The organism is Paenibacillus qinlingensis (genome assembly GCF_031455095.1).
GTDB lineage: Bacteria > Bacillota > Bacilli > Paenibacillales > NBRC-103111 > Paenibacillus_E > Paenibacillus_E qinlingensis_A.
The window spans coordinates 52,795-74,813 of sequence record NZ_JAVDSB010000005.1 but is presented as its reverse complement, the minus strand read 5'-3'; the positions used below and the strand labels follow the sequence as shown (position 1 = coordinate 74,813).

The window sequence follows — 22,019 nt, the reverse complement described above, 5'->3', positions numbered from 1 at the left end:
AAACCTTGAAAACCTCAGTTCATGGTTTTGAAGGTTTTCTCTTTATTCACAGTTGCCAAGTAATTCTTATAGATTGTGATCTTGCAATGGAGTATAATAGCCGTTGGGATTTAAAAATGTAGAATAATGTTTGATTTTGTCGAATTGAAAAATAATCTCTTTGACTATATCCGACTTTTTTAGTAGGATATAAGGGAAGTCATTGGTTCATTGCATATACATATTAGATATAGAGGAGAGAAACACCATGAAAAAAGCAATATTTTCAGTTCTAGCAGCAACTGTACTATTAACAGGTTGCGGGGCAGCAAAGACAGACACCGCATCACCTGCAGCATCCGGTGCGCCAGCAGGCAAATCAGATAAAAAGATTATCCTTATTACACCTGAGAAGATTGGTGTAAACCCATTCTTCACACAAATGGATGAGGGTGTAAAGAAAGCTAGCAAAGAATTTGGCGTCACTGTTAAAACTGTCGAGTCCGCAGATGCGAGCGCGATCGAGCAAAACTTGCGCGCTGCCGTGGCTGACAACTATGATCTCATCATTACAAGCTCTTTCACAGCTGAAGATGCACTTAAAAAAGTAGCAACTGAAAATCCGAAGAAATCTTTCGCGATTATCGATACCGTTGTTGACCTTCCAAATGTTCGCAGCGTTGTTTTCCGTGAACATGAAGCAGCTTACTTGCTAGGAGCAGCAGCAGGTCTTTCTACGAAGAAAAACATTGTCGGCATGGTAGCAGCCGTTGATATTCCACTTATCAAGAAATATACGGTTGGTTTCCAAGAAGGTTTGAAAGCAACGAACCCGAATGCGAAATTCATCGTTAACTATGTAGGCAGCTTCACGGATCCAGCTAAAGCGAAGGAATTGGCATTAACTCAATTCTCGCAAGGCGCGGACTTCATCGCAGGTGCATCGGCTGTAGGCGATCTTGGCGTATTTGAAGCAGCGAAAGAAAAAGGCTTCTTTACTTCCGGACAAGATATTGACCGTACAGTAACAGATCCAGAGCATATCGTGCTTTCCCAATTGAAAGGAACAGATGCTGTTGCTTATCAAACCGTGAAAGATTTCGTTAACGGCACGTTTAAATTCGGCGCTGTTGACTACGGCTTGAAAGAAGATGGCGTTGGTCTTACATTTGTTACAAGAGAAACGAAATCAGCACTAAGTCCTTTCGTTGGGCAAGATGTTATTACGAAGGTAAAAGCTATCCGTGATGATATCGTTTCTGGTAAAGTGAAAGTAGAAAATCCAGTAAAATAATCGCGCGACAATCGTATAGGTTTGACCCGGGGACTGTTTACGGAGACGTAAGCAGTTTCCGCATGTCTAGGTAGAGGAGTGAAAAACCGTTATGCTGCTTCAAATGCGTCACATTACGAAAACATATGGCACTTTAACAGCGAATTCAGGCGTTGATTTCTCGCTGCGTCAAGGTGAGATCCATGCATTAGTTGGAGAGAATGGCGCTGGCAAAACCACCCTAATGCGCATCTTGTACGGTATGGAGCAGCCTACGGCTGGTCAGATTCTTTTGAACGGCAAGGAAGTCGTGTTTACGAATCCTACGGATGCTATCAGTCACCGTATTGGGATGGTTCATCAGCATTTCATGCTCTTCCCGTCATTTACCGTGGCTGAAAATATTGTAATCGGTAATGAACCCAGAGCCGGCGTTGCTTTTGACCGCAAAAAAGCCATCGCTCAGGTAGAGGAGCTTTGTGCCAAATACCGCCTCCCCATTGATCCTCGCATGAAGGTAGCTGATTGTCCGCTTGGTTTACAACAGCGTGTAGAAATTTTGAAAGTATTATATCAAGGTGCCGATATCATTATTTTGGACGAGCCCACCGGGGTACTTACGCCGCTCGAAGCGAAAGAACTGCTTGTTATTATGCGAAGCCTCGCTAATCAAGGCAAAAGCTTCATTATTATCACACACAAACTGCATGAAGTTATGGAAGTTGCAGACCGGGTTACCGTGCTTAGGGACGGGAAAGTAACAGGAAGCGTCGATGCAGGTGCAACAAACGTTGAGGAATTGTCCAAATTAATGGTAGGCAGAGATCTGAAGCAGCTTCAGAAACGGACTTTGCAAACAGGTCAAACGATCCTTCAAGTTAATAACATTTCCATTCATGGAGATAAAGGCAAGCCCGTGCTGAATAACGTTAATTTGCAAGTGAATGCTGGTGAAATCGTTGGCATAGCAGGTATTTCAGGTAATGGCCAATCCGAATTGATACAAGCTATTTCGGGGCTTCAGCCGATTGATCAGGGTGACATTCAACTACTAGGAACACCGATTCGTGGACGTTCTGTTCGTGAAATCAGGGAGATTGGACTATCACATGTCCCTGAGGATCGTTATCAATGGGGCGCAGCCAAAGAAGGTACTGTGCTAGATAATGGCACGATGGGCCATCATAAAACGACAAGCCGCTCAGGCCTACTTCATGGGCAGGAGCTTCGCAAACTAGTTAACCGCTTCATTCAGCAGTTTCAGATTAAAACCGGTTCGCAAGATACCCAAGTGAAGTTTCTTTCTGGCGGCAACTTACAGAAACTAATTGTGGCCAGAGAAATCGCACAGAAGCAGCCATTCCTCATTGCGGCAGAACCGACGCGCGGCGTGGATATTGGGGCAATGGAATTGATCCATGAAGAGCTGCTGCGTAAGCGGGATGAGCAAGGAGCTATTCTATTAGTCTCTTCCGAATTAACGGAGATTCTCAAGTTGTCTGACCGTATTGTGGTTATGTACGAAGGGCGAATTGTCGGGGAGCTATCGGCCGAAGAAGCAACAGAGGAACAAATTAGTTTATGGATGGCTGGGGGAAATTCCGATGCTTAAAACTCGACTTAATCTAAGCGCTTGGATTCAGCCGCTGCTTGCCGTTTTCATTGGTTTACTCGGTGGTGCGATTGCCATTGTGCTCATTGGCGGATCCGTCATAGAAACATACACAGAAATGTGGAAAGGTGCTTTCGGCAACTTCTTCTATTTCACGAATACGTTAACGCGCGCGACTCCACTCATTCTTGTAGGGTTAGGCGTTTCAATCGCCTTTCGTGCCGGATTCTTCAACATGGGTTCTGAAGGCCAAATGATTCTTGGCGCATTATCCAGCGCTATGGTTGCCCTATACCTGCCTGGACCACCGTTATTTAAATTGCTTGCGGCTATTCTTGGCGGCATTCTGGCAGGTGGCATTTGGTCCGCTTTTGCAGGCTGGCTCGATGCGAAATTCCGAATGAATTTGATCATTACAACCTTGTTGCTCAATTACATAGCAGCTTTATTCGCAGGGTATTTAGTTGCTTATCCATTGAAAGACACGTCGGGTTCTGCAGCGCTCGCCCAAACCATGATGATAGATAAAGGCGTATGGCTTCCCAAGCTGTTCCAAGGAATGAGCGTCCATGCTGGCTTTATCATAGCCATTGGACTAGCCATTCTCCTGTTCTTGTTCATTAAATATACCGTTGCCGGTTATGAAATTCGGATGTTGGGCTATAACCCGTTGTTTGCCGCCTATGGCGGGGTAAATAGACGGAAAGTCATGCTAACAAGTATGTTCGCCAGCGGCGGCTTTGCCGGGCTTGCTGGAGCCATTGAGGTACTCGGTATGCAGTATCGTTATACGGATGGCATGATCTCCAATCCAGGCTACGCTTGGTCAGGCATTATGGCGACTCTGCTTTCAGGGGCTCATCCGCTAGGTACGGCTATCGCCTCTTTGCTCCTTGCTGCCTTGCAGACTGGAGGCATGGGGGTAGAACGCAATACAGACATTCCATTGCAGATATCCAGTGTCATTCAATCATTGCTCATTCTCTTTGTAACTGCTAAATTCAGCTTTACCCTATGGAAACGTCGGAAAGGAGGCAAGAGCGATGGAGCATCTTCTTGATGTATCTTTATTTAACTCCATGTTTCGCATGGTCGCTCCTATTCTTCTTGCAGCACTCGGCGGGGCGATCTGTTCGCGGGTCGGATTGTTTAATGTCGGATTGGAAGGCTTCGTCTTGGTTGGCGCCTTCTCGGCGATTGTTGGCAACTATTACACAGGCAACGTATTCCTTGCCGTGCTCATCGCCATAGCCGTAACCATGCTGTTTTCACTGATATTTGCTTATATGAGTATTCACTTGCAAGCCAATGTTATCGTCGTTGGTATCTCGTTCAATTTTCTAGCCCTAGGCTTAACCGCATTTTGTTTAAAAGCTATTTTTAATGTAAAAGGCGCTTATTATGATAAAAATATGATCGGGCTTCCGAAGTGGGACATCCCCTTCATTCAGGATATCCCTTTTATTGGCGGGATCGTTTCCGGACATTCCCCGCTGGTTTATCTTGCTTTTGCGCTCGTATTCGGGCTTCAATATTTGCTATTTAAATCGGTTCTAGGCTTCCGCATGATTGCCGTCGGAGAAAATCCGATTGCCGCAAAAAGTCTTGGCATTAAAGTTAATCGGATGCAATATATCGCCGTCCTGATCTGTGGTGTTCTCTGCGGACTAGCAGGTGCTCAGCTTTCCTTGGGACAAGTGACGATGTTCACTGAAGGCATGACGGCAGGCCGCGGCTTCATCGCGCTTGTTGCAACGATGTTAGGACAAGCTAATCCACTTGGCGTTATGGCTTCCAGTTTATTATTTGGTTTAATGGATGCATTCAGTATCCGTCTGCAAGGATTCTCACTACCTACTCATTTCACACAAATGCTGCCTTATATCGTGACATTGCTTGCTATGCTGTTCTTCCGCAAAAACAACTACCTAGCAGATGCACAGAAAGCCAATGGCAGTTCGCGATAAGTGATTAAACAAGCAAGCTTAGGAGGCTAACAGATGAGCAAAGACACCAAAGCGGAGCGCATCAAGCGCATGCAGATTCCCGCTGTAGAAGTTCCACAAGAGCTTGCGGGTAGAATTCCACCGGGGCAAGCGGTCACCGATCGATTCCCTATTTTACATGAGGGTGAAGTGCCTAACTACGATATGTCCACATGGTCTTTGCGTGTTTTTGGTCAAGTAGCCGAAGAGAAAACATTCAGCTACGACGATATACTGGCCATGCCTCGTACACAAATCCAATGCGACATTCACTGTGTGACCCGTTGGTCCAAGCTGGATACGGTTTGGGAAGGTGTGCGTTTCAGAGATTTTCTTCAACTGATCGATGTGAAACCAGAAGGAAAGTTTGTCATGCTGCATGCAGATCAAGACTACGAAACGAATGTGCCGCTCGCTGATCTGATGGGTGACGATATCTTGCTGGCAATGAGTTTCGATGGCAAGCCGCTTACGCTAAAACACGGCTGGCCGCTCCGACTTGTTGTTCCGCATTTGTATTTCTGGAAAAGTGCGAAATGGATACGCGGTATCGAGTTCATGGCGGAAGATCGCGAGGGCTTCTGGGAACGCAATGGCTTCCATAACGTCGCAGATCCGTTCCAAGAACAACGCTTCTCCGGTGAAGCCATCCCCATCCCAGAAGATGAGTGGGTCAGAAAGGAGTTCGATTAAGTTGTTTTTATCCATCTTACAAGTCAATTCGGAAGATTTGACTCCCTATGCCATTGTGTGCGGCGATCCGTTCCGTGCCGAAGCTATCTCTCGCAAGCTAGACAACGCGCGCGAGCTATCGTTCAGCCGGGAATATCGCACCTTTGTTGGCGAAAAGGATGGCGTCCCCATCACCGTTGTGAGCCATGGTGTCGGTTCCCCTGGCGCTGCTGTGTGCTTCGAGGAGCTCATCAAAGGCGGCGTGAAGACACTGATTCGCGTCGGAACCGCTGGTTCCTACTCAGCTGAAGTTCCACCTGGCAGCCTCGTTGTAAGCACCGCTGCGGTACGTGAAGAAGGCTTAACTCGCCAGTTAGTGCCTCATGGCTTCCCCGCGGTTGCTGATCACGCTGTTACTCGCGCGCTGTATGAAGCCGCATCTGAGACAGATGGACTCGTAAAGCAAGGGATTACCGTTACCTTGGATGCTTTCTTCCAAGGTGTCGAGGAATTCCCGCATCGTAAATACAAGCAAGCTGGCGCTTTGGCCGTTGAGATGGAAATTGCTGCCCTCTATGTCATCGCTACGTTGCGTGGCGTGCGTGCGGGAGCCATCGTCGCTTTGGATGGCTATGCAGACGCTGATCTGCGTGAAGTATACAATCCGCATACGGATGTCGTTTCTGGAGCTATTGAGCGGGAGATTGATGCTGCGATTCGAGCGATTGTGAAGCTGGGGGCGGCTGAGTAGTAGCGCTCGATTTCTTGGTTCTGGTTCTGGGTCGGATCTCGGTGATCCAACCCGCCCCCCCCCCCCCCTCCTACCAGCAAAGATGCGAAAATACATCAATTTTCCTGTTCTCCCCCTCGGAAAGAGCAAATTGATGCGAAAATGCATCATTTTCTGTGATTTTAGCTCATTTCAGGACTTTTCGATTCAAAAGGATGTATTTTTGCATGTCTTAAACAGGCTTAACCTATTTTGCCTAGAAAAAGATGCACTTTTGCATCTTTGCCTTCCGTCCAACGCAATCAACGTAACAAAAAAAAACCTTCAACCCACATGTCCGTGGTTGAAGGTTTTTCTTTTAGGCCATTAAGCCAGCCATTGCTTCACTTTAGTTGAGAAGTTATTCAGCATCTCAACTGTCCCGAATTGGCAGCTGAAGTCTTCGATACCGAGGTAGCCATCGTAGCCAACTGCTTTCAAATCGCCAAGCACTTGCTTCCAGTTCACGATGCCCGCATCAATCGGTGACCAGTCACTTTTCCAAAGCTTAATGCCGTCTTGTTCTTCGCCTGTAAGCGTCCATGCGGCATTTTTGACATGCACGTGTGCAAGGTAAGGTCCTAGCAATTCAAGGCCCATACGGTGGTTCTCGAAGCCTTCATGCACCATGTTACCTGCATCGTGAAGGACACCAATGTGCTCCGGTTTAAAACCAGATACAAGACGATGCGCCAATCCAGCACTCGCTGTAATCGTATTGTGGTGTGTTTCAACTAGCCCTTTTACACCATACTGTTGAGAAAGCTCTTGTACGTGGTGAAGGTAGTCCACCGCTTTGGCGAACAAATCATTGTAGTTTTTGCTTTTATCGTAACCAGGTACACCCACACGGATGAAAGGTACGCCTACCTTTTGAGCAGCTTTAAACACATTCTCTGTTTCCGCAACATCACAGTTATTCAAATAAGGTGTGATGCTCAGGTTCACTAAATTTTCGTTCAATGCAGCCTGCTTAAAACGCTCCAGTTCTGCATCAGACGCAGCTGGGTCGATCGAGCATAGGTTATTTCCCCAGAAGGAAGGCTTTTGTCCAATCGCATCTGCAGGAATATCTTTGAAGCGCCACTCGATGCCTGTAATACCAGCAGCAGCGGCCGCTTTAGCAAGCTCTTCTGGTGTCAAATCTGGTGTAGCTACAGTAAATACGGATAATTTCATATATAAGCCTCCTTAGGTATAAGCAAGATTAGGTTAAATGTTTAACTCTCCTATATTTTGCAGTATAATAAAAACGTATTCATTGCATTAATTGGGCAAAAGTTTGCTTATATTGACTCCAACTCCAGACAAGGAGATCTTCATATGCAGGAAATGTACAAGAATCTTCATCAGTTATTGACTTTTCGACACGCGGTGACCCATAATCCGATTCCACTGGACTTCCACCAGCATCAGGACCAATATGAAATCTACTTTTTCCTTACAGGTGACGTTCATTATTTTATCGAAAAGCAAGTCTATCCCTTACAGTATGGCGACCTGCTGATTATGCATAGCAACGAGCTTCATCGGCCTAATTTTCAGTCCAAAAAACAGCGTTACGAGAACGTCGTTATTCACTTCAATCCTGCCATTCTCCAGCAATTCAATTCTCCACAGTTTAATCTGCTGGACTGCTTTGATAACCGGGTATTTGGTGAGCAAAATCGAATGAGACTGACGCCGCCGCAAATTGACGACATCATGAAGCTCTACGATCGCATGGAGATGCATCGCCGTCCGCAGGCACTGCCTGGTTCCGAAATTTTATACGTATCCACATTTATCGAACTGCTCGTTTTTATTAATCGAATCTTTCAAAATCAAGGTAAACAAGAAGAACAAGTCATGATGCCGGACAAGCTCTCCTCACTCTTTACCTACATTGATGAAAATTTGGAACAGGACCTGTCGCTAGAAGTTCTGGAGCAAGTCGTTTTCATGAATCGTTCCTACTTATGCCGACTATTCAAAAAACATACAGGCAGCACGATTCACGAGCACATCCTGTTCAAACGTATTGCAAGGGCTAAGCATTTGCTGCGAGAAGGCTCTACGGTCACCGACACTTGTCAGTTAGCGGGCTTCAACGATTACTCGAACTTCATTCGGACATTTAAGAAAGCCGTCGGACTGCCGCCTCGGCAGTACCAGTCACAGCAACGCCGAATATGATCACACATCTAAATCCCTGATAGGAGTTGAACCTTGTGTCCCACCATCAGCTTCAATCCCCATCGAGTTTGGCGCATCTAGCCAGAATTCGAGACTTTTGCACCAAGCTTCCTGAAGTCGAAGAAAAAGCAGATGAATTTGGCCATACGACTTTTCGTGTGAAGGACAAGCCCTTCATCATGCTTGGTGAGAATGACGGTCAAGTCTCGACAGCGCTCAAAACAGAGCTTACGACCCAAGAATTCCTGCTAGGTCAAGAAGGCACAGCCTATCAAAAGACGCCTTACATCGGACGTCATGGCTGGGTTAGTATCTGGAACGTTGACCTCGTGCCTTGGACCGAAATTCAAGATCTAATCGTCGAAGGGTATGCGCGGACTGCACCTAAGAAACTTGTTCAGCAATTAAAAAGCACGAAATCCTAATCTTGTCTGCAACAAAAAAAAGGTTGCCCACGTCTATGACGATGGACAACCTTTTTCTATATACGGGAACCTTATTTCAGGTTCTCTGGATTCAACACTAGAAGTTCAGGCAATACGAAGATGCCATCCTTACGGATCAATACATCGTCAAACCAAATTTCGCCGCCGCCGTACTCTGGACGTTGGATATTGACCATATCCCAGTGAAGCGAGGATTTGTTGCCATTGTACGCATCATCATAGCAATTACCAGGTGTGAAGTGGAAGCTGCCGTCGATTTTCTCATCGAACAGAATATCTTTCATTGGATGCTGAATATATGGGTTCACGCCGATCGCGAACTCCCCAACATAACGCGCACCTTCATCCATATCAAAAATCTCATTAATGCGATCCGTATCATTCGCAGTCGCTTTAACAATTTTACCATTTTCGAAATGAAGCACTACATTCTCAAAGATAAAGCCGTCATGCGGTGACGGTGTATTATAAGAAATGACCCCGTTAACGGAATCACGCACTGGAGCTGAGTACACTTCGCCATCCGGAATGTTCAACTCTCCGTCGCATTTCACGCCGCCGATACCTTTAATGGAGAACGTTAAATCCGTTCCTGGGCCGACGAGGCGCACTTTATCTGTGCGATCCATAAGTTCTTTTAAAGGATCCATCGCTTTAGACATTTTGCCATAATCCATCGTACAGACATTGAAATAGAAATCCTCGAAAGCATCCGTGCTCATGCTAGCAAGCTGCGCCATTGAAGACGTTGGATAACGTAGAACAACCCATCTCGTATCCTTGATGCGGACATCGAAATGAACTTGTTGGTAGTACACCGAGTTATAAAGCTTCATCCGATCTGCTGGGATATCTGACAGTTCATAGATATTAGCTCCACCGCGTACACCTATGTAGCCTTGCATTTGTTTCATTTGAAAAGCATCTGCGTCAGCCCAAGTCTGCATTTGCGCTTCTGTACCTTCCATCACCAGCTGGCGAATGACAGCATGATCACGTAGGTTTACAAAAGGATGCGCACCAGCGGCGTGTACCTTCTTCACAATTTCCTTCACAAGCGCATTATCAATGCCGTAAGCTTCGATTAAAATATTTTCACCTGGCTGTGCCTTAACTGAATAATTTACCAATACGTCTGCTAGCTTTGTTAGTCTAGGATCCAACATTTGTTATCTCTCCTCTTCGTTCGCGGGTTCGATCGGGTCAAAGCCCCTTTCATGCGTTTGGAAGCCAACCGTGGTCAAATAGAACCAATCCCCGTTCTCTTCTTGTTCAGCATCAAGCTCATAAATTAGTGCGCGAAACTTCCTCAACCATTCCGTAAATTTCGCTTTACTCATTTGGACTTCAACCTGCGTCATGAGAATTGGCCATTGGGATCGATCGGGTGATGGAATTTGAAACGCCTCTTCAGGCGCATGAATCGCTCTGTTTCTAGCATGTCCAAGTACGCTTAAAGTACGTTCTCGATAATAATTTTCCACCTCAGAAACATACGGAAGCAAATTCTCCCCAGGCACAAATCCGCGTGCTACGGCACGATAGAATTTTTGCACAATACCATTCTTCAGCTCCGTACGAACAACAAAAATCAAATTATGACGCTCCAGCTCATTCAGATGATAATGCACCTTCGCACGCGCCATACCTAACAATTTAGCCAGTTGTTGCCCGGTGTAAGCCTTCTCTATTAAATAAAGCAGTACCCTAGCACGAAGTGGATCACTAATCGTTTTGAGTTGTTCGAGCTCTTCAATGATATAAACAGGTTGCAGTTTCATCTTGGATCCGACCTCCCTCTCTAGTTCCAATTTGGACATATGTACCAGATGCTAGAACGAGTATTTCTCTCGCAAAGCCTTGCAACATGTGCCTCTTGGTCAACTTTTAATCTCTTAAAGAGATTAATTAAACGACGGTCAAATCTTTTTAACCGTATCATAATGCTAAACAGAATCTATGTCAATTGCGGTTTCCGATACCTTTTGATTCAGCATCAGACGTTTGACTATACGACATTTCACCGCTTTAAAGGGTTACCGAAATTAAGCTTTCTACTATGGTAGCAAAAAGGGACGTTTCTGTCACCAATAAAGGTAGAAACGTCTCCAAGAAAATCAAAGTTTATTCGTAATTTGGCATTTATTCACAAGTTCTCATCGAAACATCCGTATCTGCACTACTTTTCTTGCTGCTACATCCTATTAATTTCCCTTACCTTCTTACTTCTCTTACTTCTCTTACTTCTCTTACTTCTCTTACCGCTTCATCCACTTAATTGCAAATAACAAATATTGATTTTTGTCAGTTGATATTCGGTAACTTGATGAGATGAGAAAGTGTTGTCAGTCGGTGTTTGATCCTGCCATGCTAAGCAGCAAACGCAGCGACTCCGCAGCTTCACGCGGTGAGCGCGCACCCGCGATGGCGCTCACCACCGCCACGCCGTCCGCCCCAGCGCGGATGACGGCGCCGGCATTCGTGGCATCGATCCCACCGATGCCCACAAGCGGTAGCTGGATGCCGCCAGCGCGCATCCGCGTTAGTACGGCAGGCCCCTGGACCTCACGCGCATCGAGCTTCGTGCGCGTGGCGTACTGGGGGCCTACGCCAAGATAGTCGGCGCCTTCCGCCAGCGCCGACTGGGCTTCGCCCAGATCGTGGGCCGATACGCCCACGATCATGTTCGGCAGCCGCTTCCGCACCGCGGCGGCTGGAGCATCCTCTTGGCCGATGTGAATACCATCGGCCTCAAGCTCTAGAGCCAGCCGTTCATCATCGTTCACGATGAACGGGATCCCGCGCTGCGCGCAAAGGCGGCGCAGCCGCGCGCCCAGCGCGAGCAGCTCCGGCCCCTGCAGGGCGCCGGGGCCCTTCTCGCGCAGCTGAAACATCGTGATGCCGCCGTCAATGGCGGCTTCCAGCACTTCATACGGGTCAGCCCCGCCACAATTCGGGCTGCCCATCACCAAATACAAACGCAGCGCCTTGCGCAGCTCCTCAGCAGTTAACACCATGCTCATCGTACACCTCGTGTGGCCGTATTTTTCAAGTCAGCCTCCCGAATGCCCTGCTGATAGGCCCAATGATTCGTCGGACCATGTCCGCTTCCGATATGTAAAGGCTCCGAAATGGCAGCTTGGATGAAGCTTTTTGCCAGTTGTAAAGAAGCCTTCGTCGTGTGTCCTTGCGCCAATCCGGACGTCAAAGCAGCTGCAAATGTACACCCTGTTCCGTGTGTGTGCTGTGTAACCAATCGTTTTGAAGTAAACTCGGTAAAGGAAACTCCATCATACAGCAAGTCCGTTGCTTGCTCCGTATTTGCTTCATGGCCGCCTTTGATCATCACATGTTTGCAGCCGTACTCATGGATGCGTATAGCTGCTTTCTGACGAGAATCCCCATCCGTAATTGCTATCCCGCTAAGCGCCTCAGCTTCAGGAATGTTCGGCGTCACCACATCAGCTAGTGGCAACAACGCATGAATCATCGCGTCTATCGCCTCTTGCTGCAAGAGCGAAGCTCCACCCTTGGCTATCATCACAGGATCAACCACGATCTGACTCCAACCAAATTTTTGAATTGCCGCCGCTACAACGCGAATAATTTCGCCGCTAAAAAGCATGCCTGTTTTCAAAGCATCCGGTCGCAAATCTTCCCCAATAGACGCCAATTGGCGTTCGATCGCTTCCGCGCTCATCGGGTAAACCCCTTGCACACCAAGTGTATTCTGCGCCGTTACAGCGGTAATCACGGACATGCCGTACACGCCGAGTTCTTGAAATGTTTTCAAATCAGCCTGAATGCCAGCGCCACCGCCACTGTCCGAGCCGGCAATCGTCAATGCTTTGTAAATCGCCATGATAGTCTCCCTCTCTCTCTCTCACTCGCTATCCCCATCATCTCTGCAGCTCTTTTACATCCATCTATGTTCGCAATCAGATATCTATATCGCCACTATCCCCTTGGCTCAGGTCAGCTAACGTCAAACCATTTCCTGAGCCAATGGGATAGTGCCCACATGAATGGGCGTAGGAGTCATCCCCCGTCTCAGCGAGCACTAGTCACAACTTACACGCGGCTCAATCCGTCCATCGGAGAGCTCGCCGACGCGTAACGCTTCTTCGGAATGCGACCCGCTTCAAAACCAGCGCGTCCCGCTTCGATCGCAAGTTTCATGGCGTAAGCCATTTTGACAGGATCCTTTGCACCGGACACAGCTGTGTTCAACAGCACACCATCTGCTCCCATTTCCATCGCCAAAGACGCATCCGAAGGTGCACCAATCCCTGCATCCACGATGACTGGAACTGTCGCCTGTTCGATGATGAAGCTCAGATTCAGCGGATTAATGATCCCTTGACCTGTGCCTATCGGTGAAGCGCCAGGCATGATCGCATGTACGCCAAGTGCTTGCAAACGTTTAGCTAATAACACATCGTCCGATGTATATGGAAGTACGATAAAGCCTTCCTCCAGCAACATTTCTGACGCTTTCAGCGTTTCCACGGGATCGGGTAACAGCGTCATTTCATCCCCAATAACCTCAACCTTGATCATGTCACACAAGCCTGATGCTTTTGCTAACCGTGCGATGCGGACAGCTTCTTCAGCTGTTTTGGCACCAGCTGTATTGGGCAGCAAAGTGAAATTCGACGTATCCAGCATCGATAGGAAATTTGGCTGACTCGCCTCAAATATATTCATCCGCCGTACCGCAAACGTCAGAATCTGGGACTCGCTGATATCCACCGCTTGTTTTTGAATTTGAAAATCAGGAAACTTCCCCGTACCTAGCAATAAACGTGAGCGAAACTCATATGGACCAATTTTTAACATATTTTTATCCTCCTCCAACGAAATGAACGATCTCAATTTTATGTCCTTCAGCAAGCTCAGCTCCAGCGTGATCCTCTTTATGTAAAATGGCTGTGTTATGCTCGACCACGAGCATTTTGTCGCTTAAATCGAAGTGTGCCAGCAACTCCACAACTGTACGAATCGTGTCAGGCACGTCAACCTGTTGACCATTAATGTGCAGTTTCAATGCTTATCCATTCCTTTCCTGTCGCTGAAAATGTGTCCTGATCCTGCTGACTCACTCGCTTCGTATTTGGCGAAAAATCCGGGCTGAAGGCATCCAGCCAAGGGGCTATCGCACGTTTCCCTTGTTCACCGCCTGCGACATCTCCGCCCACAATCCAATCCGCTATCACGCTCCCGGTGATCGGGCTCAGCAAGATCCCGTTGCGGTAATGCCCGCACGCTGTGTACAGACCCTTCACCGCCGACACTTTGCCGATGTAAGGCAGCCCATCGGCGGTCTGCGGACGCAGCCCGGACCAAGCCTTCTCCCACTCTGCGTCGCCGAGTGCGGGCATCAGCCCCCTCGCGCGCTCCATCAGCTCGGCCAAACCCGAGAGCGACACCTTGCGATCATAGCTGTTCGGCACGACTGTCGCGCCGACCACCAGCCGTCCGCCGGCTTTCGGAACGATATAGCACCCTGGCGAGAACAGGGTTTTCTTTAATAAAGGCTTCGGCATCCGCACGGAGAAGCACTCGCCCTTCACAGGATACATCGGCAACTCGACGCCGATGCTCCCCAGCAGCTGACCGCTCCACGTGCCTGCGGCGACGACCACGTGGTCGCTGTAGAGCGGACCGGCGGCCGTCTGCACGCCGATGACGCGCTCCTGCGCGGTCAGCAGCCCTTGCACCTGGGCGAATGGCTGCACCTTCGCCCCAAGCACCTGCGCCGCCTGCGCGAATGCCGCCGCCAGCAACGGAGCATCGACCTGCCCATCGCCGGGCAGGTACAGGGCTCCGCGCGTCGCTGCGCTGAGCGCGGGCTCTAGGGCAGTGGCTTCAGCGGCGCTGAGCCACTGGGCCTGCTCTCCCGCTGCGCGTTGGAGCTTCGCTCGCGCGCGCAGCTCCTCCTCATGAACGTCGCTGAGCGCGACGTTCAGCAGCCCCTCACGGACGAGACCGATGTCGATGCCCGTGAGTTCTCGTAGTTCCCCGCTCAACTCGGGGAACATAGCACGGCTCTGACGCGCCCACTGGAACAGGGCGCCCGTGTCTTCCATCTCGGACTGCGCGCCGAGCATGCCAGCTGCGGCAGCCGAGGCTTCCGTGCCTAGCTGGCTGCGCTCTAGCAGCGTGACGTTTTGCCCTCTTTTCGCCAAATAATAGGCAATAGATGTACCAATAACACCACCTCCAACGATGATGACATGGGATCTTGCTACTGACATTCAACTCACCTCAATCTGTCTAAGCTCATCTTGATAGGCCAGTACGGCTCCGAGAGGATCCGCTGCGTCCCATATTCCGCTCATCACCGCGATCCCAGATGCACCTGCATCCAGAACGGATTGTACCCTCGCAGGTGTCATCCCGCCTATCGCAATAACCGGAATGTTAATCTCGTTAACTAATTGTCTTAACTGCTCCAAGCCCCTAGGCGGCACTCCTTGCTTAGAGTTTGTCGCAAAGATATGACCGAACATGACATAGTCGGCCCCCTCTTTTTCACGCCATTTCGCCTCGTCTGCATGATGCACAGATACTCCAATTCGTTGTATCCCCCGGCATAATTCATCTTGAATAACAAGCGATGGCGTTGTGCCTGGGAGCTGCACACCGCCTGTCTGCAAGGCTAGAGCAATAGAAGGAAAACCGTTGACGTACACACGCTTAGCTGGAATCCCTTGCTCCAATAAGTACTGCACGCCGATAAACACTTCGTCCAAGGACTTCATCTTCTCCCGGATATGGATCGCTGTGACATACGGGTAAATCTGAAGCGCAATTGTTGCCAGCGCAGACCATGAAAGCTTCCCGTCCGATATGACATGCAACTCTTTCTCCGACACCGATCCCCCACTTCCTCTCCAGCCAATTTCACTTATAACTCATCTACATGCAACGATCCTGACATCGTCGTGAAACACAAAAAAACCACTTTCCTTAGAAAAGTGGTTGTAGGCTGCCTAATCATAAATAGCGATTAAATCGGCTCCAAAGCTCGTTCCACTTTCCTCCGCTGGCATAAACCAGATCAGGTTCAAAGGGTTCAGTCTACACTGTCTCAGCCTCTCGGCGCCCCTAGGGATTCATTCGTATGCAATTACTAATCATCATAGCATGGCAGCCAACTCTTGGAAATACCAATTTTCCATTTTCACTTGCATTTAGCCTAGCCTTTCTCAATTTAGTGAGAATTACCTCATCTGCCTGAAACCATTTCCAATACTTGCCGTATAGCATATCAGTAAATCTTATATTAAGGGGTGTTTGCCATGGAACCATTTGTACTGCCAGAACCCGATCGACGAAGACCCTCTTCTTCCCTCCCGCCAGGCTTGATGACCAAAATTGTTATCGGCCTTGTAATCGTTCTCGCCCTTATTTTCGGATCTTCCACCTTCTACACCGTACAGGAGCATGAGAAAGCGGCCATTCTAACTTTAGGCAAATATACGACTGAAAAGGAAGCAGGGCTGCACTTTAAACTTCCTTTTCCGATTCAACAGGTCATTGTCCTTCCTGCTAAAATGACACAGCGAATCCAAATCGGCTTCCGTGAAACAGGTGGTAAAATTACGCCCGTAGAAGAAGAAGCGATGATGATTACGGGGGATGAAAATATTTTGTCCGCTGATGCCGTTGTGGAATGGAATATCAGTGACATGCGTAACTACTTGTACAATATTGATAATGCTGAGTTGTTCCTACGTAACTCCGCGAGTGCGGCCATTCGTTCGGTTATCGGTGCTACGGCGCTAGACTTTGCCATTACGGAAGGAAAAACCGAGGTCCAAGGCAAGGTCAAAGAACGATTGATTGAGATGCAGTCGAAATATCAAACAGGTATTCATATTGTCGATTTGAAGTTCCAAGATATCGAGCCGCCAGCTGGCGATGTGCAGAATGCTTTTAAAGATGTAACCAATGCACGTGAAGAGAAAAACACGAAGATTAACGTGGCGACGAAATACGAAAATGATATCCTTCCAAGGGAGCGCGGTAACGCTCAGGCACTGCTTGAGAATGCCGAAGCTCAGAAAAAATCTCGAATTTTGAATGCGCAGGGGGATGTGGCGAAGTTTAACGCCCTGTATGCCGAATATGCGAACAATAAATCAGTTACAGAGAGCAGGCTTATCATCGAGACGTTAGAAAAAATATTGCCGAATGCCAAAATTTTCATCAGCGACAGCACGGGCGAAACGGTTAAATACTTACCAATTAACGAGCTGTTGCGCCCACCTGGTACTGCAACTGGCGCTGCAACCGGCACGACGCAAGGAGGAGCTGCGAAATGACCTTACAAAGTAAATGGATTCTTAGATCCATCCTTGGTGTAGTTATCGTTATTCTCTTCCTGCTCTCTCTGTTTATTGTCAAAGAGGGGCAATACCGAGTCGTTCTCAAATTCGGAGAAGCGGTTCGTATCCAAACAGAGCCTGGCATTCATCTAAAAATTCCATTCATTGAATCGGTTCGTACGCTTCCTAAATATCAGATGGTGTATGATAGTAAGCCCACTTCCATTTTGACCAAAGATAAAAAGCCAATTGAAGTGGATAACTATACGGTATGGCGGATCGACGATGCGCAGCAGTTCTTGCGTACGATTCAATCGATTACCGGCGGAGAAGAGCGTATTGATGCTGCTGTGTACAACACCGTCAGACGGAAGTTGTCGGAGATCAATTATAGCGATATCATTAGCGAAAACACACAACGTGGTAATTTGAACGATGAGATTACGAAGGAAGTTTCCGAGTTAATGGAACGTGATAACTACGGTATCCAAATCGTCGATGTGCGCATCAAGCGTACCGATCTTCCAGATTCCAACAAGCAAAGCGTGTATAAACGGATGATCTCTGACCGTCAATCGATCGCGGCGAAGTACTTATCCGAGGGTGATGAGGAGTCCAAAAAAATCACCTCCAAAGCCGACAGACAGGCAAGTGAGTTGATCGCGCAAGCCCAAGCAGATGCGAAGAAAATCGTAGCTGAAGGCGAGCAAGAAGCAGCCAAAATCTACAACACTGCGTATGGTCAGGACCCTGCCTTCTACAATTTCTATCGTACGTTGGATAGTTACTTGGTGTCATTCAAAGGGGAACCGGTCATCATGCTGCCGATCGATTCGCCATACACGAAAATTTTACTTGGTAAATAAATAGGTTTGATCTCAGAGCATGTCATCTTTGGATGGCATGCTTTTTATTTATGTCATGAACCGTCACCCCTTCGCAATTTTCCTTGACGGCAAGTCATACATGCGTTTATCGTTGGTTTCATGAAATCCAATACTATTCATCAAGCTTTCTTCTCATATATTCTACCTAGCAGCCTGCGTATCAGGTTGTTCACGAAAGGATGTACATCTAGATGCTGCCTCAGCTGAATCGACAATTAGAAAAGATTTTGCCGCTCATCACTCCCCTAAGCGTTCTTATCGGGGTACTTCTCGGAAGTCACTTATCTGGATTTACTTATCTATCGCCGTGGTTATTTGCTTTTATGACCTTTTCTGGCAGCATCTCTTCCAGCTTTAAAGAGTTCATCAAAGTCGTCGTTCAACCGCTTCCGCTGCTAACTACTTTATTCATTTTGCATGTCGGGATGCCGCTCATCGCGCTAGGTCTCGGGCATGTCGTTTATAGTCATGAACCGTTGACGATTACGGGCCTTATTTTGGCGGCAGCCATTCCTACAGGTATTACTAGCTTTGTGTGGGTAGCGATTTATCGAGGCAATATCGTGCTGACACTGTCGATCATCCTGATGGATACGATTCTCTCACCTTTCGTCGTGCCCTACACGCTTTCTCTGCTTGTGGGTACTAAGGTACAGCTGGATACGTTCGCTATGATGAAAGGCTTATTCTTCATGATCGTCGTTCCTTCTCTCATCGGCATGCTGTTGAACCAATGGACGCGAGGCAAAATAAAGGAACAATGGGGTGGCCGATTAGGCCCCTTTTCTAAAATTTTCATGGGCGTCGTCGTTGCCATTAATAGCTCTGTAATCGCGCCTTATTTACGTGACTTTAACGCGAAGTTGCTCGGACTGGCAGGTTTCGTGCTCCTCGTGGCTTCCCTAGGCTATATGCTGGGTTGGCTTGTCGCCAGGTTGTTCCGCTGGGAACAAGATGTCGTGGTTGCTCTTACGTTTAACAGTGGTATGCGAAATATTAGTGCGGGCGCGGTACTCGCTGTCGCTTACTTCCCGCCACCCGTGGCGATTCCAGTTGTGCTTGGCATGCTGTTTCAGCAATCACTTGCTTCCCTCTTCGGCTTTCTGCTAAATCGGAAATATGCTTTGAAAAGTGACACCCCCAGCTTAACCGTTAATGGTGTTAAACAAATGTAAAGACATATCAACCGGTGTAATAAAAAGACTGCTCAGCAGTATCGCTGGCAGTCTCACAATAACCTTTTTCACTTCGAAAGCCTAGTGAATATCACATAAGAGTAGAGAATAGGAATACAGGAACTAATGACAATGGCCGCTATAAAGATGAAGATTGCGATTGATGACGTTAAGAACGCAGCGATCAACGAAATGACTCCCCCCACCATCATAAGTGGACCACCTAAACGATGCGTTTTCCTCCAAATCTCCTCATTGGCGAGCGTCCATGGGGTTCGTATGCCAAATGTGTAGTTAGGCTTCACTTGCGTTAGGAAATTCCCCATCACGGCAAACAGCAAGCCTAGTAATATCATTGTCATTTTCTTAAAGTCCAGGTTATACCCCAAGTTAAAGAAGATGATCCCCCAACCTACGATAGCTAAAAGAATGGAAACCCCGAACCGCGTAACCTCATAAGCAGCGGGAAATTTCTCGAAATTCGCTTTCTTCGGATCAATAGCTCTCATAATTCGCATGAACAACGGCAGCAGACCCAGCAGTACCAGCATGAAAAGTGACATTCCTTTGCTCATCGTACCGTTTACTTCATTATTGACGCCAAAATGACTTGCCATCGTGTCTGGAAGACGATTATACAGGATTAATCCGCCTAAAACTGGGGATAGACTAATCACAAATAATAAAATTTCTCTCCATTTCTTCATGACTGCTCCTCCTGATCTTTTTTGTTAAGTATATTAAACATCCATCCGATGACGTCTTCAACAACCGTAGTATGCAAGGTATACATGATATGTTGCCCCTGACGTTCATCCATTACAAGCCCCGCTTGTTTCAGCAGGTTCAAATGATGCGAGATACTCGGCTTACTAATCTTAAAATGATCAGCAATATCGCCAGCATTCATACTTTTTTCTCTAAGCAGCTGTAAAATTTCACGACGAGTTGGGTCTGCTAACGCTTTAAACGCCTCATTCAAATGGGTGCCCTCCTTATTTAGATATTTATCTAAATATACAATAAATAATACCTCCGATTTTCGAACCTGTCAATTGGCGTCTGCCCTTCTTCTTTTTTGGCTATTGGACGATGTAGGTTTATAATAAGAAGTTGTACTTACTTCTCGCGCCAGTCAGGATGGATATACATGAACGATAAAATTGTAATGCCCGTTTGGACAGTAGGCTTGTTCATTGTTGTTATGAATACGACGATGTTCAACGTCTCCATTCCTAGTATTATTCAAGATCTCCACATCACTGCGGATCTCGGAGCTTGGGTCATCTCTAGCTATTCCATTGGCTATGCCTTATCCACAGTCCTATATAGCAGACTCTCCGATGTACTTCCCATACGCAAGCTGCTAACCGTGGGGCTTATCATCCTTGGACTTTCCTCCGTTTTTGGACTGTTCGCGCGTGAGTTCCACACCTTGCTGGCTGCTCGCATTCTACAATCCGCAGGATCAGGGGTCATGGCCGGTCTTGGGCTCGTACTCGCCAGCCGGTACATCCCCCTTGAACGTCGAGGCTCTGCCATTGCGATGATTTCGGCGGGGAGTGCCATGGCTTTCGGGCTCGGCCCGATCGTTGGCGGTTTCATCAGCGAATATTGGGGCTGGAATGGGTTGTTCGCGATTACCTGCTTGGTTTTAGTCATTCTTCCTATTCTTCTAAGATTGCTCCCCAAGGAGCAGCCTGTGGCGTTCCGTTTTGACATTTGCGGGGCGCTGTTGACAGTCGTCAATGCCGCGAGCTTGTTACTCGCTGTGACACAAATCTCTGGTGTGTGGCTAGCCATCAGTGCCCTCTCCTTCGGTGTCCATGTGTGGCATCTGCGGCGAGCCAGCGACACGTTCATTAACCCCTTATTGCTGGCCAATCCCGCGTACCGGAAGCTGGTTGTGATCGGGTTCTGTATCTTGGTCTTGAACCTTGGCAATTTATTCTTAATGCCATTAATCCTGGCTAAGGTGTTCAATCAGTCGGCAATGACCATCGGTTTGACGATTGCTCCTGGAGCTATTTTGTCCGCATTCTTAACCCGCTTCGTCGGTCGATGGATTGATCGATTCGGCAATATGCGGTTTTTGCTTATCGGGCATGGACTATTAACCCTAGTGATGATCGCCTTCTCGCTGCTTATTGGCGCTTCGCCACTGGTTATTCTGATTGGCTATCTTTGCTTCTCGCCTGCATTTTCCGCAACAGTATCGTCATTGAACAATGAAACGTCACGTATACTGCCCAAACCGCTAATCGGATCAGGCATGGGATTGCTGCAACTGATACAGTTTTTTGGTGGAGCGATGTCCGTAGCAATTTGCGGTATACTCCTTGAAATTCAAGAGAATACCCCGCTGCTTCAATCGTACAAACATGTGTATGGCTTGCTCATCGTGGTGGGGGTTTGTTCGGTGGGGATGCTTCTATGGTACAAATTCTCGGGGAAGACGGAGCGTGAGGTCGCATAACGACTTGTTTACCGCTGTAACTCGAATTTTGAGACTGTCGATTAATTCCCAAGCGTTTGCCCTACAATCGATTTTAATGAGTTAGTTCAAACCGAAAAAATACTTAATCGATTAGAAATGACTTGGCAGAACGATTCTCAGCTATTTAACGGAATTGGGACCCCTCAAAATAATTAATCGACAGTCTCCTTCTTCAACTTACAGCCTCCAAACAACCACAAATGGGGGCAGTAAGTC

Annotated in this window: 23 protein-coding genes and 1 riboswitch; of the genes, 12 read left to right on the top strand and 11 right to left on the bottom strand. The window is 47.7% G+C overall.

Features of this window, described 5'->3' with window-relative positions:
- The first annotated feature begins 247 nt into the window (after window positions 1–247).
- From J2736_RS16155 to J2736_RS16130, 6 genes are all read left to right on the top strand, one after another.
- Window positions 248–1,273: a BMP family lipoprotein gene (locus tag J2736_RS16155; protein WP_310499632.1), complete on the top strand. Its 1,026-nt coding sequence runs from the start codon at window positions 248–250 to the stop codon at window positions 1,271–1,273.
- Between the two features lie 91 nt (window positions 1,274–1,364).
- Complete coding sequence (locus J2736_RS16150; protein ID WP_310499631.1) at window positions 1,365–2,864, top strand: ABC transporter ATP-binding protein; 1,500 nt, start codon at window positions 1,365–1,367, stop codon at window positions 2,862–2,864.
- A complete protein-coding gene (locus J2736_RS16145) occupies window positions 2,857–3,924 on the top strand; it encodes an ABC transporter permease (RefSeq protein ID WP_310499630.1) in 1,068 nt (355 codons plus the stop codon). Before J2736_RS16150 ends, J2736_RS16145 begins: the two co-directional genes overlap by 8 nt.
- Complete coding sequence (locus tag J2736_RS16140; RefSeq protein WP_310499629.1) at window positions 3,908–4,831, top strand: ABC transporter permease; 924 nt, start codon at window positions 3,908–3,910, stop codon at window positions 4,829–4,831. Before J2736_RS16145 ends, J2736_RS16140 begins: the two co-directional genes overlap by 17 nt.
- 33 nt (window positions 4,832–4,864) lie before the next feature.
- Window positions 4,865–5,542: a sulfite oxidase-like oxidoreductase gene (locus tag J2736_RS16135; RefSeq protein ID WP_310499628.1), complete on the top strand. Its 678-nt coding sequence runs from the start codon at window positions 4,865–4,867 to the stop codon at window positions 5,540–5,542.
- 1 nt (window position 5,543) lies between these two features.
- Entirely contained in the window at window positions 5,544–6,272 is a 729-nt protein-coding gene (locus J2736_RS16130; protein ID WP_310499627.1) for a nucleoside phosphorylase, read from the top strand.
- A 345-nt stretch (window positions 6,273–6,617) separates the two neighbouring features.
- On the opposite strand, the gene J2736_RS16125 is transcribed toward J2736_RS16130, so the two are convergent.
- Window positions 6,618–7,469 carry a sugar phosphate isomerase/epimerase family protein gene (locus J2736_RS16125; RefSeq protein WP_310499626.1) on the bottom strand — a complete coding sequence of 284 codons (852 nt, stop codon included), beginning with the start codon at window positions 7,467–7,469 and terminating at the stop codon, window positions 6,618–6,620.
- 57 nt (window positions 7,470–7,526) lie between these two features.
- Between J2736_RS16125 and J2736_RS16120 the strand changes: the two genes are divergently transcribed.
- Window positions 7,527–8,465, top strand: a complete 939-nt coding sequence (locus tag J2736_RS16120) for an AraC family transcriptional regulator (RefSeq protein ID WP_310499625.1) — start codon at window positions 7,527–7,529, stop codon at window positions 8,463–8,465.
- A gap of 35 nt (window positions 8,466–8,500) precedes the next feature.
- Window positions 8,501–8,890 (top strand): MmcQ/YjbR family DNA-binding protein, encoded by a 390-nt coding sequence (locus tag J2736_RS16115; RefSeq protein ID WP_310499624.1) that lies wholly within the window; start codon window positions 8,501–8,503, stop codon window positions 8,888–8,890.
- Window positions 8,891–8,961: 71 nt separating this feature from the next.
- Here the strand turns inward: J2736_RS16115 and J2736_RS16110 are convergent, their stop codons facing one another.
- The 8 genes from J2736_RS16110 to J2736_RS16075 all read right to left on the bottom strand — a co-directional run bounded on the left by J2736_RS16110 (window position 8,962) and on the right by J2736_RS16075 (window position 15,789).
- Window positions 8,962–10,077: an aminopeptidase gene (locus tag J2736_RS16110; RefSeq protein ID WP_310499623.1), complete on the bottom strand. Its 1,116-nt coding sequence runs from the start codon at window positions 10,075–10,077 to the stop codon at window positions 8,962–8,964.
- A gap of 3 nt (window positions 10,078–10,080) precedes the next feature.
- A complete protein-coding gene (locus J2736_RS16105; protein ID WP_310499622.1) occupies window positions 10,081–10,692 on the bottom strand; it encodes an ArsR/SmtB family transcription factor in 612 nt (203 codons plus the stop codon).
- Window positions 10,693–11,256: 564 nt separating this feature from the next.
- The gene (gene thiE / locus J2736_RS16100) at window positions 11,257–11,934 is read right to left on the bottom strand and encodes a thiamine phosphate synthase (protein WP_310499621.1); all 678 of its coding nucleotides are present in this window, start codon (window positions 11,932–11,934) and stop codon (window positions 11,257–11,259) included.
- The gene (gene thiD / locus J2736_RS16095) at window positions 11,931–12,773 is read right to left on the bottom strand and encodes a bifunctional hydroxymethylpyrimidine kinase/phosphomethylpyrimidine kinase (RefSeq protein ID WP_310499620.1); all 843 of its coding nucleotides are present in this window, start codon (window positions 12,771–12,773) and stop codon (window positions 11,931–11,933) included. Before thiD ends, thiE begins: the two co-directional genes overlap by 4 nt.
- A 209-nt stretch (window positions 12,774–12,982) precedes the next feature.
- A complete protein-coding gene (locus tag J2736_RS16090) occupies window positions 12,983–13,750 on the bottom strand; it encodes a thiazole synthase (RefSeq protein WP_056608186.1) in 768 nt (255 codons plus the stop codon).
- Window positions 13,751–13,754: 4 nt separating this feature from the next.
- A complete protein-coding gene (thiS, locus tag J2736_RS16085) occupies window positions 13,755–13,958 on the bottom strand; it encodes a sulfur carrier protein ThiS (protein WP_310499619.1) in 204 nt (67 codons plus the stop codon).
- Window positions 13,942–15,168 carry a glycine oxidase ThiO gene (gene thiO / locus J2736_RS16080; RefSeq protein ID WP_310499618.1) on the bottom strand — a complete coding sequence of 409 codons (1,227 nt, stop codon included), beginning with the start codon at window positions 15,166–15,168 and terminating at the stop codon, window positions 13,942–13,944. Before thiO ends, thiS begins: the two co-directional genes overlap by 17 nt.
- A complete protein-coding gene (locus J2736_RS16075; protein WP_310499617.1) occupies window positions 15,169–15,789 on the bottom strand; it encodes a thiamine phosphate synthase in 621 nt (206 codons plus the stop codon).
- A gap of 145 nt (window positions 15,790–15,934) precedes the next feature.
- Window positions 15,935–16,033: riboswitch (TPP riboswitch) on the bottom strand.
- Window positions 16,034–16,215: 182 nt separating this feature from the next.
- Between J2736_RS16075 and hflK the strand changes: the two genes are divergently transcribed.
- The 3 genes from hflK (at window position 16,216) to J2736_RS16060 (ending at window position 19,306) form a co-directional block, all read left to right on the top strand.
- Window positions 16,216–17,241, top strand: coding sequence for an FtsH protease activity modulator HflK (hflK, locus tag J2736_RS16070; RefSeq protein WP_310499616.1), 1,026 nt, complete (start codon window positions 16,216–16,218; stop codon window positions 17,239–17,241).
- Entirely contained in the window at window positions 17,238–18,110 is an 873-nt protein-coding gene (hflC, locus tag J2736_RS16065; RefSeq protein ID WP_310499615.1) for a protease modulator HflC, read from the top strand. Before hflK ends, hflC begins: the two co-directional genes overlap by 4 nt.
- Window positions 18,111–18,322: 212 nt before the next feature.
- Window positions 18,323–19,306, top strand: coding sequence for a bile acid:sodium symporter family protein (locus J2736_RS16060; protein WP_310499614.1), 984 nt, complete (start codon window positions 18,323–18,325; stop codon window positions 19,304–19,306).
- A gap of 68 nt (window positions 19,307–19,374) precedes the next feature.
- Here J2736_RS16060 and J2736_RS16055 read toward each other — a convergent pair whose 3' ends face one another.
- Together J2736_RS16055 and J2736_RS16050 are read right to left on the bottom strand one after the other, a co-directional pair.
- On the bottom strand, window positions 19,375–20,013 hold the full coding sequence (locus tag J2736_RS16055) for an SdpI family protein (RefSeq protein WP_310499613.1): 639 nt from the start codon (window positions 20,011–20,013) through the stop codon (window positions 19,375–19,377).
- Window positions 20,010–20,288 carry an autorepressor SdpR family transcription factor gene (locus J2736_RS16050; protein ID WP_310499612.1) on the bottom strand — a complete coding sequence of 93 codons (279 nt, stop codon included), beginning with the start codon at window positions 20,286–20,288 and terminating at the stop codon, window positions 20,010–20,012. Before J2736_RS16050 ends, J2736_RS16055 begins: the two co-directional genes overlap by 4 nt.
- Before the next feature lie 168 nt (window positions 20,289–20,456).
- Between J2736_RS16050 and J2736_RS16045 the strand changes: the two genes are divergently transcribed.
- Complete coding sequence (locus J2736_RS16045; protein ID WP_310499611.1) at window positions 20,457–21,782, top strand: MFS transporter; 1,326 nt, start codon at window positions 20,457–20,459, stop codon at window positions 21,780–21,782.
- Window positions 21,783–22,019 lie beyond the last annotated feature (237 nt).